Here is a 16329-nt window from a genome sequence, read left to right as displayed (position 1 = left end):
ACAACACGTTTTATCAGTATGAAAAGAACCGCCGTAATCCTGTTTTGCCTCGCTGTCTTATCCGGGTGTAAGTCCACAAAGACTATTGCAGACCCCGAAACCTTGCCCAAAGATGTGGCGCTGAAACCAGAACGTCCTTCCGGCGGAAACGGTGAAGCCGAAGAAGATCTGGAGAAAGAGGCAGAAGGACTGCGCAGACTGCGGGCTGCCATAGATTCTATTTCCGGCTCTAAAGTCTGTACAGATGTAGAAGACTGGCGCATCTCGCCGCTTGGATCCAAGCCTTGTGGCGGACCGGCGACCTATATTGCCTACCATAAGGACAATGAAACCGAACTGATTCCTAAAATTCAGGAGTTTACAAGGCGTATTGCCCGGTATAATCAAAGAAGAAACCTCTTTTCAGATTGTGCCATAGAACCGCAGCCGTCCGGAATTCAATGTGAAGGCGGAAAAGCGGTACTTCTTTACAATGGCGCCGAAGCCGCTGAGTGAGTGGCTCTGTAATCTTCCCTTAGAATCGCGTACCGGTTCGCATCTTTGGGGCTTCCATTTTTCATATACTCCTGCCGGAGGAGGGCTTCCAATTTAAATCCGCACTTCTCCAGAATCCTGCCGGATGCCGGATTGGTGGTGTAATAAATGGCAATAATTTTATTGAGATCCAGCTCTGTGAATCCGAATTCAATTACAGCATTTACCGCCTCGGTTACGTATCCTTTATTCCAATCTCCTCTGGCCAGCCAATATCCCAGTTCCGCACGGCGGTGCCCCGGTGCAAGGTGCAGTCCTACTGATCCGGTCATGGTGTCATCTGTAATCTTCCGAATGGCAAAGATAATCTGTGACTGCTGTTCAAAACCTTTCGCCACCATGTCCTTCAGGAAAAAATCAGCATCCTTTTTCTGGTAAGGAAACGGAATATTGAGGGTGTTTTCAGCATATACCTGATCTGCATTCAGACAAGACATCAGGCTTTCCCGGTCTGATTCCCGGGGTTGGTTCAGTATAAGCCGTTCTGTCTGGAGTTCCGGGAAATTCATCTTTGAAGGACCATCGTTTATATTAATCTTTATACCATCCGGAGTATTTCACATAGTTATTGGCAATGCGGTTCACTTCTCCTTCCAGTAATTCAGAAGAAATATCTTTGATTTTTCTGGCGGGGATTCCACCCCATACTTCACCGGATTTTATATGGGTGCCCTGCGTTACTACAGAACCTGCTCCTACAATGGAATTGCTTTCTATGAGACAATCATCCATGACAATGGAACCCATTCCGATAAGTACGTTGTCCTTAATGGTACAGCCGTGAACAATGGCGTTGTGACCTATGGACACGTTGTTGCCGATATTCAGAGGGTATTTTTCATATGTGCAGTGCAGCATGGCATTGTCCTGTACATTTACTTTGTCGCCCAGTCTGATGGAGTGTACATCACCGCGGATCACCGCATTGAACCAGATGCTGCATTCTTTACCCATTTTTACGTCGCCAATGATAGTAGCAGTTTCTGCCAGGTAAGTGTTTTCTCCTGTTTCCGGTGTTTTTCCAAGGAGTTCTTTAATAAGTGCCATAGAGATTTTTATTATTGATAAATGATTTTTACGGGATTGAGAATATCTAAAATGAGATTCTGAAAGCCGGTTTTAAATCCGTATTTTTGCAATTCAAAATTAATGAAATAAAATGAGACAGATCATTATAGAACCTACAGAAAACCCAAAAGTGATGAAGTTTGTAGCAGACTACACACTGATTCCCGGGTCGCTGGAGCTGGACCGCAGTTCAGATATCTCTGAAATACCTGTGGCTCAGGAATTACTGAATTACCCGTTTGTAGAACGAGTTTTTATTACTGCTAATTTTATTGCGGTAGCCAAACAAGATACTGTAGAATGGGAAGTAGTGGCAGAAAGTCTGAAAAATGTGATTGAAGATGAATTGCTGGCCAATCCACGTATTTATGTGCAAAAGAAACGGGAAATGTATCAGATTTATGCAGAGATGACTCCCAATCCGATGGTGATGAAGTTCGTGTCAAACCGACTGCTGCTAGATGGTTTCGTGGAGGTGAAGTCCCGGGAAGAGGCGGGTGATGTGCCACTTGCTAAGGCGATTTTTAATGAATTTGTTTTTGCAAAAGAAATTTTCGTATCAGATAATTTTGTGGCGATTACCAAAGATAATTCTGTAGAATGGCATGAGGTCATGGTGCCGGTAAGAGCTTTCGTGGCTGAATATCTTCAGAACGGCGGCGAAATTTCAAATCTGGAACCTCAGAAACATGAAAGTCCGGTAGAGAAAATCATTAACCGTGATTATACAGATGATGAACAGAAAATCTCTGATATCCTGAACGAATATGTGGCGCCGGCAGTAGAAGGTGATGGGGGCAAAATCTCCCTCATTGAATATGATGAAGCCAGCAGAACTGCTAAAATGCTGCTTCAGGGTGCCTGCTCCGGGTGTCCCAGTTCTACCGCTACGCTGAAGGGAGGTATAGAAAATATTCTGAAACAGTTTGTACCGGAACTGGTAGAACATGTAGAAGCGGTAAACGGATAAGAGATTCCATTATACCGAAGTAAAAATATTGCAGGAAGAACGCCGAATGTCAAAGAAAGGAATACTACTGGTGAATCTGGGTTCGCCAAAATCTACAGAAGTAGAAGATGTAAAGGAATATCTGGACGAATTTTTAATGGATCCGCGGGTCATAGACTACCGCTGGTTTTTCCGGTCGCTGCTGGTACGCGGGATTATCCTGCGCACCCGCCCGCCAAAGTCTGCTGCCGCCTACAAAACGGTATGGACTGATGAAGGATCACCGTTAATTGTCATTACGGAAAAAATTCAGAAAAAGTTACAGAAACAGGTAGATGTTCCGGTGGAAATCGGGATGCGCTATGCAGAACCCAGTATCAAAACGGGCATTCAAAAGCTCGCAGATCAGGGTGTAACAGAGATTGTGCTTTTTCCGCTCTATCCTCAGTACGCCATGAGTACTACAGAAACAGTCGTGATGAAAGCAGAAGAAGTGCGCGAGAGATTTTTCCCTGAGGTGAAAATCAATTACGTACAGCCTTTTTATAACCGGGATATTTATATAGAATGCCTGGCAGACAGCATCCGCGAGAAGCTTCCGACAAACTTTGATGCCCTTCAGTTCTCCTATCATGGTGTTCCGGAAAGACATCTCTATAAAACAGATCCTACCAAAACCTGCAACCTGAACGATTGCTGCTCCCGGGAAAGCAATCCCAGCCACAGCTTTTGCTACCGGCATCAGTGTTTCAAGACTACCGAGCTGGTCATCGGAAAATTGAATATTCCCAAGGAGAAGGCAGTTGTATCTTTCCAGTCACGTCTTGGCAATGATAAGTGGATTGAACCTTATACAGACGAAACTCTGGAGAATTTGCCTAAAAAAGGTGTGAAAAATCTGGCTGTTGTGTGTCCGGCTTTCGTTTCAGATTGTCTGGAAACACTGGAAGAGATTTCGGTAGAAGGCCGCGAGGAGTTTCTTCATGCAGGCGGTGAGCAGTTTCACTATATTCCTTGTCTGAATGATGAAGACCGCTGGATTGATGTGGTGAAAATCCTTTGCGCAGAAGAACTGGAGAATTTTTATCTGGTTTAATGATCAAAATGCTAAAAAGAACAAAGCTGTTTCATGACCTAATGAAACGGCTTTTTTAATGGCTACCGTACGGGCGTCCTGAACTCGCCATAGCCCAGTAATCCGTCATAGTTTCGGCCAAAAGGCGTGTAATACAAATAAGCCTGATACAGATTTTCCGTTTGCCAGAAGTTTCCGTTTATTTCACCGAAATTTAAAGGTTGTCCCGGGGTTCCCGTAGCCAGAATGTAATTGTAAAAACCTTGTTTCAGAAAGATTTTGGCCACGTACATCCGCCGTGAGGCATCATATTGCATGTGGTTTTCTGCAGATGGCACGAAATCATTAAAGCCGCCCAGTACATAAATATTCTTGTCGAACTCATCCGATTCCAGCGTGAAATGTACCCAGGAATAATCTGCTTCATTGTCTGCCGGTCGCTCGGTCCCCAGGTCATTCCGGCGGAAATAGAAGGCTCCGTTTACATCCGGCTGAAACTGATAATTCAGCGGATAAGCCCAGACCGGGTACAGATAGGTGTAATTGGTTCCTTCAATAATTTCACCTCCCGACACCATGTCCGTGGGCTGCCCCATGATTTTATTGTCAAAATGATAAAATTCCATATTTCCGGGAAATGCCAAATTCATTTGCTGAAAAACAATCCGGTTTCCCAGCGTTGAAGTTGGTTTCAGATTCATCAGTGCCATATTCTGGTTGTTGTTCTGAATGACATTCAGACTGATGGAATTCACATTCTGAATGATGGAACTGTTCACCGCTGCAGCCTGAACTTCTACCCGCTGATTGATCATCGGATTCCGCGCGTCCTGAGTGCGGCTTACCGTAACACCCACCGCAGCTCCCTCTTCCATGACCGAAAATCGCTTTGTGAATAGCGGCCGGCTGGCAGATTCCGTATATACAATCAGTTCGTAGTTTCCGGAAATCTTCGGTTGCATCCTTTCATTCGGAAATGTGAGGGTGTAATTGGTGTATTTTTGTAAGGTATTGAAGGAATATCTGAAATCGGTAATCTGACCGTTAAGACTGCCATTTGCAAATTCCGTAAAAAATAATCCGTCGTCTTTCCAGTTGCGGTCCTTATGCTTTATGGTGTACCGGAAGTCTCTTCCGGAATTAGCCAGATCATCAAAGCGAAGAATGAGTTTCTCATTAAAGCCGATAACCGCAGTATGGTCATTGGTTTGGGGATTAAAAAGTTGTATGCTTCTGATGTCCTGAGCAGAAATCAGCGTGCCCCATAGTATGCAGATAAAGAGTAAATATTTCATCCCTACGAAGATAACGAAAATTACGCCATCAGAAAACCACAGGGAATTATTCAATGGGAAAAACGTATTTTTGGGCATCTAAAATGACATGAACCATGATTCAGGTAAAATCCTTTGTTTTCAATCCCTTTTCAGAAAACACCTATATTGTATATACAGAGCAGAAAGAGGCTTTCATCATTGATCCGGGCAATTTTAATGAAGCCGAAACCGCAATGCTGAATACTTTTATCAGTGAAAATGAACTTTCAGTACAGCACATTCTGCTCACCCATGCGCATATTGACCACGTTCTGGGCCTGCAGGGCATCTATGATCAATATCAGGTTCCGGTACTGATGCACGAAGAAGACCGCGAGGTACTGGAGAGAAATCCCATGTCTGCCCGTCAGTTTGGTTTCTTTTTTAAGCCTTTTGAAGGTGCAATTCAATACCTGAAAGAAGGTGAATCCATACATTTGGGTGATGAAGATTTCAGCATTTTGCATGTGCCGGGTCATTCACCCGGGAGTATTGTTTATCATCATGAAAAACAGAAATTCATGATTTCCGGCGATGTGTTGTTTCAGGGAAGCATAGGCCGTACGGACCTGTTCAAAGGGAATCATGACTTGTTGATAGAGGGGATCAGATCAAAACTGCTTGTTCTGGACGGCGATACCCGTGTGTACAGTGGTCACGGAAATGCTACCACTATTGGTTTTGAAAAGGAGTATAATCCTTTCTTTAAGTAAGAAGGGGAAACTTTGTCAAAGTTTTATGCGCACTTCAGAGAAACTTTGACAAAGTTGTGCCATCCTATTTCCACTTAATATTACAGCCCATGCTTGGCATCTGCATCTCCTCCTGGGGTGCACCGGCCAGCAAATTTTCAAATGCAATAATCAGGTCTTCACCGGTGACTTCCTTATTATTCCCCGGTCGCGAATCGTCCATTTGTCCGCGGTATATCAGGTCCAGTTTTTCATCAAAGAAATAGAAATCGGGAGTGCAGGCTGCATCATAGGCTTTGGCTACGGCCTGGCTTTCATCATACAGATAAGGGAATTCAAATTTTCTTTCGATTTGGAATTCAATCATTTTGTCTGGCGCATCTGCCGGATATTTCTCAGCATCGTTGGCGTTGATGGCAATAAATTCAATGCCTTTCTCCTGATAATCTTCGTACAGTTCTGCCAGTTTTTCAATGATATGCAGCACAAAAGGGCAGTGGTTGCACATGAAAATCACCAGAGTTCCTTTTGCTCCTTTCAGGTCGTTCAGGGACTGCAATTCGTTGCTGTGAGAAGGATTTGGAAGTTCAAAATAGGGAGCTTTTGTTCCCAGTTCCAGCATATTGGAAGGTGTATTGGCCATATGGGTAATTTTTATTTAAAGGTTAAAATCTTTGAGCAAAGATAAGGATTCCTGAAGAGCATTGTCGTAATTCACGAGGTGTATATCATTTTCTTTCCGGTACCACGTGAGTTGGCGTTTGGCAAATCGTCTTGAGTTTTTTTTAATTTCTTCTATGGCTGTTTCCAGCGGCCACTCGCCGTCCATATACCGAAAGAGTTCAGTGTATCCTACGGTTTGTAGTGCAGGGAGGTTGCGGTGGGGGAGCAGTGCTTCGGCTTCCTGCAGCAGTCCGGCTTGTATCATTTGTTCTACCCGCAGATTAATCCGGTCGTATATGATGTCCCGCGGGGCGGTGAGGCCAATGCGGATCACGCGGAAATTTCTTTGTTGTACCTGAGATGAAATATTCTGGGTATAGGATTTTCCGGTTTGCCAGATGACGTCTATGGCGCGCATCAGTCGGCGGGGGTTTTGGCGGTCTACGATGGCAAAATATTCCGGATCCAGCTGGTGCAGGAGGTCCTGAAGTGCTGTGATTCCGTCTTTTTGCATGATCGCGGATAGCTTTTCCTGATGGATGGTATCTGCTTCGGGCAGGTCGTTCAGGCCGGTAATGACGGCTTTCTCATACATCATACTGCCGCCGGTGAGGATCAGTGCATGATGGTTGCTGAAGAGTTCTTCAATTCTGGCCAGTGCCTCTTTTTCATATTGGCCTATGGAGTAATGATCCAGTACCGACCGATGGCCGATAAAATGATGAGGTGCTGCATTCAGTTCCTCGTGCGAAGGTGCTGCGGTGCCAATGGGCATTTCATTGAAAAACTGCCGGGAATCACAGGAAATAATTTCAGTGCCCAGATGTCTGGCCAGATCAATTGCCAGTTTGGTTTTGCCAATGCCGGTAGTTCCGGAAACCGAGATTAAAGTTTTCACACTGCGAATTTCACTATTTTTTTTCAGAATCTCAAGTATTGGGCTGAAGGTACATGAACAAAAATCGTTCAGGAATTTTTATCTTTGCTCCCTAATACACAAAAATCTATGATTTTATCCATGACCGGCTTCGGGAGAAGCGAAGGTGTTTTTGAAGGAAAGAAAATTACGGTTGATATCAAGTCTCTGAACAGCAAATCTTTTGATCTCAGCATCAAGTTACCATTAAGGTATAAAGAAAAAGAGTTTGATGTTCGCAAATTGCTCAATGACCGTATGGTGCGGGGTAAGGCAGATTGCTACATTAATGTGGAAACGCTGAATGATGTAAATGATGTAACCATTAACCACGATCTGGTAAAATCCTATATTTCTGAACTTCAGAAAATTGCCGCAGACGGACCTGATTTTGAATACCTGAAAATGGCCGTAAGAATGCCGGATGCCATATCCAGCATGCCGGATGAATTGCAGGAAACGGAATGGACTTTTTTGCTGGAACTGGTGGAAAGTGCATTGGTGAAATTCGAAAATTTCCGCAGGACGGAAGGGAATATTCTGCAGGATGAACTAGCCCGGAATATCGGCAATATAGAGGAATATCTGCAGCAGGTCATTCCTTTTGAGGAGGCACGGCTGGATGTGGTAAAAGAGCGTTACCGCAAAGTTTTGTCAGAATTTGACAATGTAGATGAAACCCGTTTCTATCAGGAAATGGCTTATTTTACAGAAAAACTGGATATTTCTGAAGAGAAAGTGCGGCTCACGCAGCACTTGAAATATTATCTGGAGGTGATGACCGATGAGGATCTGAACGGTAAAAAACTAGGATTCATTGCACAGGAAATTGGAAGGGAAATCAATACGCTGGGTTCCAAGGCTAATCATGCCGATATTCAGAAGCTGGTGGTCATGATGAAAGATGATTTGGAGAAAATAAAAGAGCAAACGCTTAATGTATTATAAGGAAGGTTTTCAATGAATAAAGTTGTCATATTTTCAGCGCCTTCGGGCAGTGGCAAAACCACATTGGTCAAGCATTGTTTGGAAACATTTCCGGAGTTACAGTTTTCAGTATCCTGTACCACCAGAAGTCCCCGCGGAGCAGAGCAGAACGGGGTGGATTATCATTTTATTTCGCCGGATGAATTCCGTGCAAAGATTACCGAAGATGCCTTTGTGGAGTTTGAAGAAGTCTATACCGATAAATATTACGGAACGCTGAAGTCTGAGGTTGAACGAATCTGGAATGCCGGGAAAACGGTTATTTTTGATGTGGATGTCGTCGGAGGGATCAATCTGAAGAAATATTTCCGGGAGAAAGCCCTTTCTATTTTCATTATGCCTCCCTCTATAGAAGAGTTGGAACGGAGATTGATATCCCGTGGTACGGATGATGAGGAAACGATTAAAACCCGCGTCGCCAAAGCCGCCTACGAAATGACTTTTCAGACTGAGTTTGACGAGATTCTGGTCAATGATGATTTGCATACAGCACAACAACAGGTGCAACAGCTTATTGCCGGTTTCATTAAAAAATAGTAACTTCATAGTTCATATCAGAAATAAAAAATATGAGTACAGAAACATTAGATATTGCCAAAGCAAACCTGCCCGTAAGAGGTTTTTTAAAAGTAGATGACCTACTCATTCCGCAGGGAGAAGAGTTGGTACAGGCAATTCTGGACCTTAAGAAAGAGAAAAATGCCGTAATTCTGGCCCATTACTATCAGCCACCCGCCATTCAGGATATCGCAGATTTCTTGGGCGATTCCTTGCAGCTGGCCCGCCAGGCGCGGGATACAGATGCAGATATGATTGCATTTTGTGGCGTTCATTTCATGGCCGAGGCCGCTAAAATACTCAATCCTACCAAGAAAGTAGTTCTGCCGGATACCCAGGCAGGCTGCTCTCTGGCAGACGGGTGTAGCGGAGAAGGTCTGCGAAAAATGCGTGAACAGCATCCCGATGCCCTTATTGCCACCTACATCAATTGTAATGCAGAAACCAAAGCAGAATCAGATATTATTGTGACGAGTTCTAATGCGGAAACCATCATTAAATCGCTGCCTGCCGACAGACCCATCATTTTTGCTCCCGATAAGAATCTGGGGCGGTTCCTGTCTAAAAAAACAGGACGCGATATGATTTTGTGGGACGGCAGTTGTATTGTGCATGAGGCCTTCTCTATGGAGCGTATTGCTCAGCAACTTGCGGAGCATCCCGATGCGAAGCTGATTGCCCATCCTGAAAGTGAGTCAGCGGTGCTGGATCTGGCACATTTCGTGGGATCTACTTCGGCATTGCTGAATTTTGTGGAAAAAGACGACAGTCAGAAGTTTATCATTGCCACTGAAGAGGGGATTCTTCACGAAATGAAAAAACGGGCGCCGCACAAAGAATTGATTCCCGCGCTGGTGTTTGATGATACCTGTAACTGTTCAGAATGTTTCTATATGAAGCGCAATACAATGGAAAAGCTTTATCTGTGTATGAAATATGAGCTCCCGGAAATCATCATTGAGGAAGAATTAAGGCTGAAAGCGCTGAAGCCCATCGAAGAGATGCTGGAACTTTCCAAGACCATCAAATAAATTACTGAACCTTGCCGCAGTTTGTTGACGGCAAGGTTTCTTTTCACCATAATCCAGAGCTATGACCACTAAAATTTTGCTGGAAGATATCCGGATTTTTGCCTACCACGGCGTTCTTCCCGAAGAAAAAATAATCGGAACTTTTTATATTGTAAATGCTGAGATTACAGCAGATTTTTCCCGGGCTACTGAGTCCGATTTGCTGGAGGATACCATTAACTATGCTTTGGTGAATGATATTATTCATGAAGAAATGGAAATTCCGTCCAAATTGCTGGAGCGGGTCATCGGCAGAATCATCAGTCGGCTGGAGGCTACATTTCCGCAGATTACCGCGGCAAAAATCAAGCTCACCAAAACCAGTCCGCCTATGCCCGGAGAAATGAGGGGCGTAAGTGTGGAAGTTGAGAAGAAAATCGCTTAACCGGATTTTTCGCAGATGAACAGATGCTTATTTTTGTTGGTCGTACTGTTGTGCTGTGGGAAAACGCTTCTCGGTCAGCAGCCCTTAGCATATGACTTTCCTAAAATTAAATCATCAGTCACGGTGCCGGTGCGGATACCGCTGTCTGAAATATCAAATGTAGTAAACAGCTCGGTTCAGGATTTAATCTTTGAAGATGATTCCTATACGGATAATGATAATGATCAGTTCAAAGTAAAAGTCTGGCGCACAAGGCCCATCCGTCTGATAGGTGGCACAGAGCAAAATCTGCTGATTGAAGTTCCCCTGAAAATATGGGCAGAAAAAGGAATCGGGACTTTGGGGGTATATACGTACCAGAGCACTACTTTTGAAACCGTCATGTATTTCAGCACCAAAATTAATCTGGCTCCCAACTGGACTATTTCTACTGAGACGAAACCCAATGGATTCCGGTGGGTCACAAAACCTGTCCTAGATTTCGGGCGGGTGAAGATTCCGGTAACCGGTCTTGTAGAAAAAAGTCTGAAGAAACAACAGGCCGAATTTAGTCTTACGATGGATGAAATGATGAAGAAGCAACTGGACCTTCGTCCGTATGCGGTCATGGCGTGGAATCAGTTTGCGCAGCCTTTTCATATCTCAGAAGAGTATAATACCTGGCTGAAGATTACGCCCACAGCGGTACAGGTTACGCCTTTGGTTTTTTATGCCAATGCCATCGACTTACAACTTTCAGTGGATACCTATTCTGAAACCTTCACCGGTAAAAAGCCGCCTGCCGTACGGCCGGCCTCGCACGTGCCGGATTTTCGTTTTATTCAGAACGCCCCCAACAAGTTTTTGCTTCAGACTACTGCTAATATTCCGTTTACGGAGGCCACGCGCCTTGCAGAACAACAATTTTTGGGCAAGGAATTCGATTTTAGGGAGGGTAAACCGGGCATAAAAATCACGGGGATAAAAGTATATGGTGATGATTACAGAATTGTGCTGGAAGCGCAGACGGAAGGGATGGTCAGCGGGACCTCTTATATTTCCGGTGTTCCGTTTTATGATGAACAGCAGCGCAAAATTGTGCTGGAAGATGTAGATTTTAAACTGAAAACAAAAAATATACTTCACAAAACAGCAGCAGCACTTTTTGAAAGCAGAATTGTGAAAATCATCCGTGACGAGTATGGGATCCCCACCGCAGAGCTTGAAGATTCTTCTCGCAAAAGCATTGTACAGGCCTTCAATACAGAATATTATAAAGGACTTAAACTGAGCGGAAAGCTGACAGGCCTCAAGCCTTCAAAAATTATTTTGCAACCTTCCGGAATTACGGCCATCATTGATACAGAAGCGCAATTGAGATTGTTGATACAAAATCTTTGATTAAACACATACATATGAAAAAAAAATTCAGACTCGCAGAGCAGCATAAAGCAGAACGCTTGTTCAGGTTTTTGAATTACATTATTGATTTTTGTGCGGTAATGCTGCTCATTTATATTTTACTCTTTCTGTATGTTTTCCTGAAATATGTTTTGACAGACATCCCCATGGAGGTTACTGCATATGAGCTGGAAAATGTAGATCCGTTGCTGGACCGGCTGGGTACTGCTTTGCTTTATGTCCTTATTCTCTTTGGGATGGAAAAATTAACCAATGGGAGAAGTCCGGGAAAGTTGATTACCGGAACTGTTGTGGTTAAAACAGATGGTACAGCATTGACCACTGCCGATTTGCTTCGGCGAAACTTTTCCCGGATTGTGCCTTTTGACGGACTTTCATTTCTCGGCACTAATGGCTGGCACGACTCCTGGTCAGACACCAGAGTGGTGAAAAAGAAAGCATACGAGAACGCCCGAAATCTTGAAAACGATATCCAGACCATAGGTGCAAAATAAATTTAGCGGATTTACTTTTGATAAAAAGAAAAATTGCTATATTTGCACACCCAAATGGTACTTTGGCCGAGTGGTTAGGCAGTGGTCTGCAACACCATCTACAGCGGTTCGAATCCGCTAGGTACCTCCATAGCAAGTTTCTGATTTTCAGAAACTTGCTTTTTTTATTCCACTGCTCTCGGTGACTTTAACGTTTCTTTAACACTTGTTTGGTTTCATTTTTGGCATGATGATGGTGACTGTGAATAGACAGTGACAAAAATGATGTTGAATATAAAATTAGAATTATGAAAAATATAGTAATGGCAGGTGCATTGTCCGTTTTTTTATTGACAGCCTGTAACAAAGAAGAAAAAATTGCTGAGAAATCTCTGGAACAACAAAAAATAGAGTTTCAGCAGCGTCAACTGGAAATTGAAAAGCAAAAGCTCGCCATAGAGAAAGAACGTATGGCCTACGAAGCACAGAAAAAAGCTGACAGTATCGCCGAGGTTCAGGAAGCCAAACGTGTGGCTGCTGCTTCCTCCAAAAGCAACGTGGTTCGTGAAACGCGTACTGTGTATGTAAACAATACGCCCAGCAGTTCCAACTCCGGTAGTAATAGCGGAGTCGCGCAGCAAGCTCCTCAGAAACAGGGGATGAGCCATACGGCTAAAGGAACCATCGTAGGTGCAGCCACCGGTGCAGCTGCAGGTGCATTGCTGAATAAGAAAAACCGTGGTGGTGGTGCGGTAGTAGGCGGTATCATAGGTGGTGCTACCGGTTATACCATCGGTAGATCCGTAGATAAAAAACAAGGAAGAGTACAATAACACCCAATCATAATCAATATACTTGAAAAAGATTGCTTATTTTTAAGCAGTCTTTTTTTATGTTACTTTTAATCCTCACCTGTATCTTGCTGTTGCCCGTTTTCTGGGGCTGGGGACGGCTGTTTCAGACTTTCGGTGGCAAGATTTTTACTGGTGTTTCGGGCACACTTTTATCGGGAATTTTTATTGTCAGCATTATGGCGGTATTAACCTCCTGGCTGTTGCCTCTGGGTACACCGGTGGAAGTCATCGTGCTGGGATTGGGTTTGCTGTCCTTTTTATTGCTGAAAGGGTACCGTTCTTTTTTTGATTTTTTTAAAAATAACCATTTGGTGATTCCGGCAGCGCTGGTGGTGGTGTTTTTTGCCACTTTTGCACCGTTTATTCTGGATCATTACGGATATTATGTGCCCACCGTAAAGTGGTTCCGCGAGGCAGGTCTGGTAAAAGGAATTGCCGGTCTGGATCTGATTCTGGGTCAGATGTCGTTCTGGCATGCGTTGCAGGCTGTGTTTTCGGGAATCGGTGATCCGTATCTGCGTCTCAATTTACCGGCTTTACTGATTTATCTGATTTATGCCACCGAAAAGAAATCGTGGCTGCATCTGCTGTTTATTCCATTGCTTTTTCCGTTTCTGCAATCGCCCGCTCCCGATCTTCCGGTCATTGCATTTGCTTTGATTTTGCTGAATGAAATCCTGTCCGGAAACAAAAATATTTTGTTGATCTTTGCTTTTTCAGTCTGGATTTTTGCCATGAAACCCACCGTGCTGTGGCTGCCCCTGCTCGCATTCATGTATGCTTTTATGATTCAGAAGCAACGGGTCAGCGTATTGTGGCCGGGAGTTTTTATTTTGGGTCTCTTTTTGGTTAAAAATATCTGGACTTTTGGTTTTCCTGTCTTTCCGGTGCAGATTGCGGACCTGGGCCTCAGCTGGAAACCTAATGCTGAAATTCTGGAAACTTCTGCCCGGCTTGCTACAGAAAAGACGTACGATATGCAGTACCGTTATGACGAAATCCGCAACTTCAGTTTTACGGAAAGAATAGCCAATTGGTTTTTGCTGAGCGGAATGAAGTCCGGTGTGCATATTGCCTTTTTCGTTGGCCTGGCTGCTTTCACATTTTTCACTGTTTTTAGGAGAGACAAGATGGTGTGGCTTATTTATTTGGCTGTTATGGTCAAAGTAATTCTTGTGATGGTTTTTTCTGCGCAGTACCGATTCTTTCTCGATGTATTTTTTGTTATCATCTTTGTGATGTTCAGTGGGTTAATCCGTAAAGAACTTGCCTGGTCGGGATTTGCGGTATTGGCCATCATCACAAGCGCATTTTTCATTACCCCGAAAATTGTCACTCAGTATATTCCCACGTTCAGACTGGGCGTGGCAATGCGGGGCTGGGACCGCATGCAACTGCTGAAACCGGCAGATTACCGCTTCAACAAATACAAAACCTACGTAATCGGAAATCTGGAGTTTAACGTGGTTTATGGCTATCTCTTCAATTATGATACCGCTTTGCCAGCCATTTCGCCCGCTTTTTTGGCAGAATACAGTGAAGCCGGTATTTTTCCCCAACTGAAAGGTAAAGAAATCCGGGAAGGATTTGTCTGGCGGAAAATGACTGCCGAAGAACAGCAATATTTAAAAGAAATCATCCGCCTGCATGAAGACTCAATACGCCAATAAGCCGTTGCAAAATCATATTTTCACCTCATACAATTTCACTAACTTTGTCACATGTTCACTTTAGGAAACTTTCTTACACTTTCTACGTTTGGCGAAAGTCATGGTGTCGGCTACGGAGGCATCCTGACCAATTTCCCTGCAGGCCTTAAGGTAGATGCAGAATGTATTCAGCAGCAGCTGGATCGACGCAAACCCGGCCAGAGTACATTGGTAACCCAGAGAAAGGAAAGCGATACTGTGAAATTTCTTTCCGGGATTTTTGAAGGAATAACTACCGGCACACCCATCGGATTTTTTATAGAGAATGAAAATCAGAAATCACGGGATTATGATCATCTGAAAGATGCGTACCGGCCCAGCCATGCAGATTTTACCTATGACCAGAAATTCGGTCACCGGGATTACCGTGGTGGTGGCAAGTCATCGGCCAGAGAAACCGTAAACTGGGTCGTTGCGGGTGCACTGGCCGCTCAGTTGCTTCCTGATGAGGTGCAGATTAACGCGTATGTGTCGTCTGTCGGTGATGTTTTTTGTGAAAAACCTTATCAGGATCTCGATTTTTCATTAACCGAAGCCAGCGATGTGCGTTGCCCGGATCCGGAAACTGCAGAACGCATGGCCTTGAGAATCAAAGAAATTAAAAAGGCCGGCAATACGATTGGCGGAACCATCACCTGTGTCATCAGAAATCTGCCGGTCGGAATTGGCGAACCCGTATTTGGGAAACTGCAGGCTGAACTGGCCAAAGCCATGATGAATATTAATGCCGCCAAAGGATTTGAATACGGGAGCGGATTTTGTGGCGCACGCATGACCGGTAGTGAACATAACGATGTTTTTAATGAAGACTTTTCTACCCGTACCAATCTCTCAGGCGGAATTCAGGGGGGAATCAGTAACGGAATGGATGTTTATTTCCGGGTCGCCTTCAAACCGGTGGCCACACTGCTTCAAAAGCAGGAAAGTGTAGACCGCCACGGAAACCGTATTCTTCTGGAGGGCAAAGGAAGACATGATGCGTGTGTGCTGCCGCGGGCAGTGCCGGTAGTGGAAAATCTGGCTGCGTTTGTGCTGGCAGATTTAATGCTCATTAACCAAATCAGAAAATTAGATATTAAGTAAATCATATTGTAACCATAAATAAAACTGATCATGAAAAAATACTGGGATCATACCATCACTTTTGACGAATACCTGCGCATTGCAGAACAACGGGTACAAAATCCGGCCACTGATGCTGACCGGGAATTCAAACCTTATTATGAACTGGGACTGCAGCGAATGGAACGCGCACTGAAAACTTTTAAAACAGATGAACAGCAGGCAGAAGTTCTGAAAAAGAAAAATTTTGACGGTAAAATTTTGATTATCTCTGAAGCGTGGTGCGGAGATGCCAGTGCTACCGTACCGGCGCTTGTAAGATTCTTTGAGCCGGACAATGAAGTGCGGATATTTTTGCGCGACAGTGACGTATCATTAATAGATCAGTTTCAGACCAACGGTACCCAATCCATTCCGAAGGTGCTGGTGCTGAATCACGATTTTACGCTGCGTGCCACATGGGGACCACGGCCTGCTGCTGGAAATGAAATGCTCAGGAAATACAAAGAAAATCCTGAAAGTTATACTCAGGAGGAATTTTATAATGATTTGCAGGTGTATTATGCCAAAAATAAAGGCCGGGACGCCATAGACGAAATTTTAAATCTGATTTAAAA

19 protein-coding genes and 1 tRNA gene are annotated in these 16329 nt (G+C 44.1%); 15 read left to right on the top strand and 5 right to left on the bottom strand.

Features of this window, described 5'->3' with window-relative positions:
• The first annotated feature begins 18 nt into the window (after nucleotides 1–18).
• Nucleotides 19–495 carry a hypothetical protein gene (locus tag LKO26_RS08880; RefSeq protein WP_227587500.1) on the top strand — a complete coding sequence of 159 codons (477 nt, stop codon included), beginning with the start codon at nucleotides 19–21 and terminating at the stop codon, nucleotides 493–495.
• Here LKO26_RS08880 and LKO26_RS08875 read toward each other — a convergent pair.
• Nucleotides 468–1043, bottom strand: a complete 576-nt coding sequence (locus LKO26_RS08875) for a GNAT family N-acetyltransferase (RefSeq protein WP_227587499.1) — start codon at nucleotides 1041–1043, stop codon at nucleotides 468–470. The two genes, LKO26_RS08880 and LKO26_RS08875, sit on opposite strands and share 28 nt — an antisense overlap.
• A 22-nt stretch (nucleotides 1044–1065) precedes the next feature.
• Nucleotides 1066–1581, bottom strand: coding sequence for a gamma carbonic anhydrase family protein (locus LKO26_RS08870; RefSeq protein WP_227587498.1), 516 nt, complete (start codon nucleotides 1579–1581; stop codon nucleotides 1066–1068).
• A 112-nt stretch (nucleotides 1582–1693) separates the two neighbouring features.
• Between LKO26_RS08870 and LKO26_RS08865 the strand changes: the two genes are divergently transcribed.
• Nucleotides 1694–2572, top strand: coding sequence for a NifU family protein (locus tag LKO26_RS08865; protein WP_227587497.1), 879 nt, complete (start codon nucleotides 1694–1696; stop codon nucleotides 2570–2572).
• Nucleotides 2573–2618: 46 nt separating this feature from the next.
• Entirely contained in the window at nucleotides 2619–3647 is a 1029-nt protein-coding gene (gene hemH / locus LKO26_RS08860; protein ID WP_227587496.1) for a ferrochelatase, read from the top strand.
• Nucleotides 3648–3709: 62 nt separating this feature from the next.
• Here the strand turns inward: hemH and LKO26_RS08855 are convergent, their stop codons facing one another.
• Nucleotides 3710–4921 carry a type IX secretion system plug protein domain-containing protein gene (locus LKO26_RS08855; protein ID WP_227587571.1) on the bottom strand — a complete coding sequence of 404 codons (1212 nt, stop codon included), beginning with the start codon at nucleotides 4919–4921 and terminating at the stop codon, nucleotides 3710–3712.
• A 95-nt stretch (nucleotides 4922–5016) separates the two neighbouring features.
• Here LKO26_RS08855 and LKO26_RS08850 point away from each other — a divergent pair, with 95 nt between their 5' ends.
• Complete coding sequence (locus tag LKO26_RS08850) at nucleotides 5017–5655, top strand: MBL fold metallo-hydrolase (RefSeq protein WP_227587495.1); 639 nt, start codon at nucleotides 5017–5019, stop codon at nucleotides 5653–5655.
• 64 nt (nucleotides 5656–5719) lie between these two features.
• Here LKO26_RS08850 and LKO26_RS08845 read toward each other — a convergent pair whose 3' ends face one another.
• Together LKO26_RS08845 and miaA are read right to left on the bottom strand one after the other, a co-directional pair.
• Nucleotides 5720–6277 carry a thioredoxin family protein gene (locus tag LKO26_RS08845; RefSeq protein ID WP_227587494.1) on the bottom strand — a complete coding sequence of 186 codons (558 nt, stop codon included), beginning with the start codon at nucleotides 6275–6277 and terminating at the stop codon, nucleotides 5720–5722.
• A gap of 15 nt (nucleotides 6278–6292) precedes the next feature.
• Nucleotides 6293–7195 (bottom strand): tRNA (adenosine(37)-N6)-dimethylallyltransferase MiaA, encoded by a 903-nt coding sequence (gene miaA / locus LKO26_RS08840; RefSeq protein ID WP_227587493.1) that lies wholly within the window; start codon nucleotides 7193–7195, stop codon nucleotides 6293–6295.
• 108 nt (nucleotides 7196–7303) lie between these two features.
• Between miaA and LKO26_RS08835 the strand changes: the two genes are divergently transcribed.
• From LKO26_RS08835 to LKO26_RS08785, 11 genes are all read left to right on the top strand, one after another.
• Nucleotides 7304–8161, top strand: a complete 858-nt coding sequence (locus LKO26_RS08835) for a YicC/YloC family endoribonuclease (RefSeq protein WP_227587492.1) — start codon at nucleotides 7304–7306, stop codon at nucleotides 8159–8161.
• 12 nt (nucleotides 8162–8173) lie between these two features.
• Nucleotides 8174–8737, top strand: a complete 564-nt coding sequence (gene gmk, locus LKO26_RS08830; RefSeq protein WP_227587491.1) for a guanylate kinase — start codon at nucleotides 8174–8176, stop codon at nucleotides 8735–8737.
• Nucleotides 8738–8769: 32 nt separating this feature from the next.
• The gene (gene nadA / locus LKO26_RS08825) at nucleotides 8770–9789 is read left to right on the top strand and encodes a quinolinate synthase NadA (protein WP_227587490.1); all 1020 of its coding nucleotides are present in this window, start codon (nucleotides 8770–8772) and stop codon (nucleotides 9787–9789) included.
• Between the two features lie 61 nt (nucleotides 9790–9850).
• The gene (folB, locus tag LKO26_RS08820; protein WP_227587489.1) at nucleotides 9851–10213 is read left to right on the top strand and encodes a dihydroneopterin aldolase; all 363 of its coding nucleotides are present in this window, start codon (nucleotides 9851–9853) and stop codon (nucleotides 10211–10213) included.
• A gap of 15 nt (nucleotides 10214–10228) precedes the next feature.
• Nucleotides 10229–11593, top strand: a complete 1365-nt coding sequence (locus tag LKO26_RS08815; RefSeq protein WP_227587488.1) for a DUF4403 family protein — start codon at nucleotides 10229–10231, stop codon at nucleotides 11591–11593.
• Nucleotides 11594–11607: 14 nt separating this feature from the next.
• The gene (locus tag LKO26_RS08810) at nucleotides 11608–12108 is read left to right on the top strand and encodes an RDD family protein (protein WP_227587487.1); all 501 of its coding nucleotides are present in this window, start codon (nucleotides 11608–11610) and stop codon (nucleotides 12106–12108) included.
• Between the two features lie 56 nt (nucleotides 12109–12164).
• A tRNA-Cys gene (locus tag LKO26_RS08805) sits at nucleotides 12165–12238 on the top strand.
• Between the two features lie 157 nt (nucleotides 12239–12395).
• Entirely contained in the window at nucleotides 12396–12920 is a 525-nt protein-coding gene (locus LKO26_RS08800) for a glycine zipper domain-containing protein (RefSeq protein ID WP_227587486.1), read from the top strand.
• A 59-nt stretch (nucleotides 12921–12979) separates the two neighbouring features.
• Entirely contained in the window at nucleotides 12980–14611 is a 1632-nt protein-coding gene (locus LKO26_RS08795) for an LIC_10190 family membrane protein (RefSeq protein ID WP_227587485.1), read from the top strand.
• 51 nt (nucleotides 14612–14662) lie between these two features.
• Complete coding sequence (gene aroC, locus LKO26_RS08790; protein WP_227587484.1) at nucleotides 14663–15733, top strand: chorismate synthase; 1071 nt, start codon at nucleotides 14663–14665, stop codon at nucleotides 15731–15733.
• Nucleotides 15734–15763: 30 nt separating this feature from the next.
• Nucleotides 15764–16327, top strand: coding sequence for a thioredoxin family protein (locus tag LKO26_RS08785; protein WP_227587483.1), 564 nt, complete (start codon nucleotides 15764–15766; stop codon nucleotides 16325–16327).
• Nucleotides 16328–16329: the final 2 nt, after the last annotated feature.

This window comes from Chryseobacterium sp. MFBS3-17 (assembly GCF_020687745.1).
Classification (GTDB): domain Bacteria; phylum Bacteroidota; class Bacteroidia; order Flavobacteriales; family Weeksellaceae; genus Marnyiella.
Note: the sequence above shows the minus strand (reverse complement) of the source record. Positions and strands in the feature narration are given on the sequence as shown.

Coding starts and splice junctions, on each gene's coding strand:
- gmk (WP_227587491.1), top strand. CDS start 8,174: ATGAATAAAGTTGTCATATTTTCAGCGCCTTCGGGCAGTGGCAAAACC.
- LKO26_RS08855 (WP_227587571.1), bottom strand. CDS start 4,921: ATGAAATATTTACTCTTTATCTGCATACTATGGGGCACGCTGATTTCT.
- LKO26_RS08865 (WP_227587497.1), top strand. CDS start 1,694: ATGAGACAGATCATTATAGAACCTACAGAAAACCCAAAAGTGATGAAG.
- aroC (WP_227587484.1), top strand. CDS start 14,663: ATGTTCACTTTAGGAAACTTTCTTACACTTTCTACGTTTGGCGAAAGT.
- LKO26_RS08850 (WP_227587495.1), top strand. CDS start 5,017: ATGATTCAGGTAAAATCCTTTGTTTTCAATCCCTTTTCAGAAAACACC.
- LKO26_RS08875 (WP_227587499.1), bottom strand. CDS start 1,043: ATGAATTTCCCGGAACTCCAGACAGAACGGCTTATACTGAACCAACCC.
- hemH (WP_227587496.1), top strand. CDS start 2,619: ATGTCAAAGAAAGGAATACTACTGGTGAATCTGGGTTCGCCAAAATCT.
- LKO26_RS08800 (WP_227587486.1), top strand. CDS start 12,396: ATGAAAAATATAGTAATGGCAGGTGCATTGTCCGTTTTTTTATTGACA.
- LKO26_RS08870 (WP_227587498.1), bottom strand. CDS start 1,581: ATGGCACTTATTAAAGAACTCCTTGGAAAAACACCGGAAACAGGAGAA.
- LKO26_RS08835 (WP_227587492.1), top strand. CDS start 7,304: ATGATTTTATCCATGACCGGCTTCGGGAGAAGCGAAGGTGTTTTTGAA.
- LKO26_RS08880 (WP_227587500.1), top strand. CDS start 19: ATGAAAAGAACCGCCGTAATCCTGTTTTGCCTCGCTGTCTTATCCGGG.
- LKO26_RS08845 (WP_227587494.1), bottom strand. CDS start 6,277: ATGGCCAATACACCTTCCAATATGCTGGAACTGGGAACAAAAGCTCCC.
- LKO26_RS08785 (WP_227587483.1), top strand. CDS start 15,764: ATGAAAAAATACTGGGATCATACCATCACTTTTGACGAATACCTGCGC.
- folB (WP_227587489.1), top strand. CDS start 9,851: ATGACCACTAAAATTTTGCTGGAAGATATCCGGATTTTTGCCTACCAC.
- LKO26_RS08810 (WP_227587487.1), top strand. CDS start 11,608: ATGAAAAAAAAATTCAGACTCGCAGAGCAGCATAAAGCAGAACGCTTG.
- LKO26_RS08795 (WP_227587485.1), top strand. CDS start 12,980: ATGTTACTTTTAATCCTCACCTGTATCTTGCTGTTGCCCGTTTTCTGG.
- nadA (WP_227587490.1), top strand. CDS start 8,770: ATGAGTACAGAAACATTAGATATTGCCAAAGCAAACCTGCCCGTAAGA.
- LKO26_RS08815 (WP_227587488.1), top strand. CDS start 10,229: ATGAACAGATGCTTATTTTTGTTGGTCGTACTGTTGTGCTGTGGGAAA.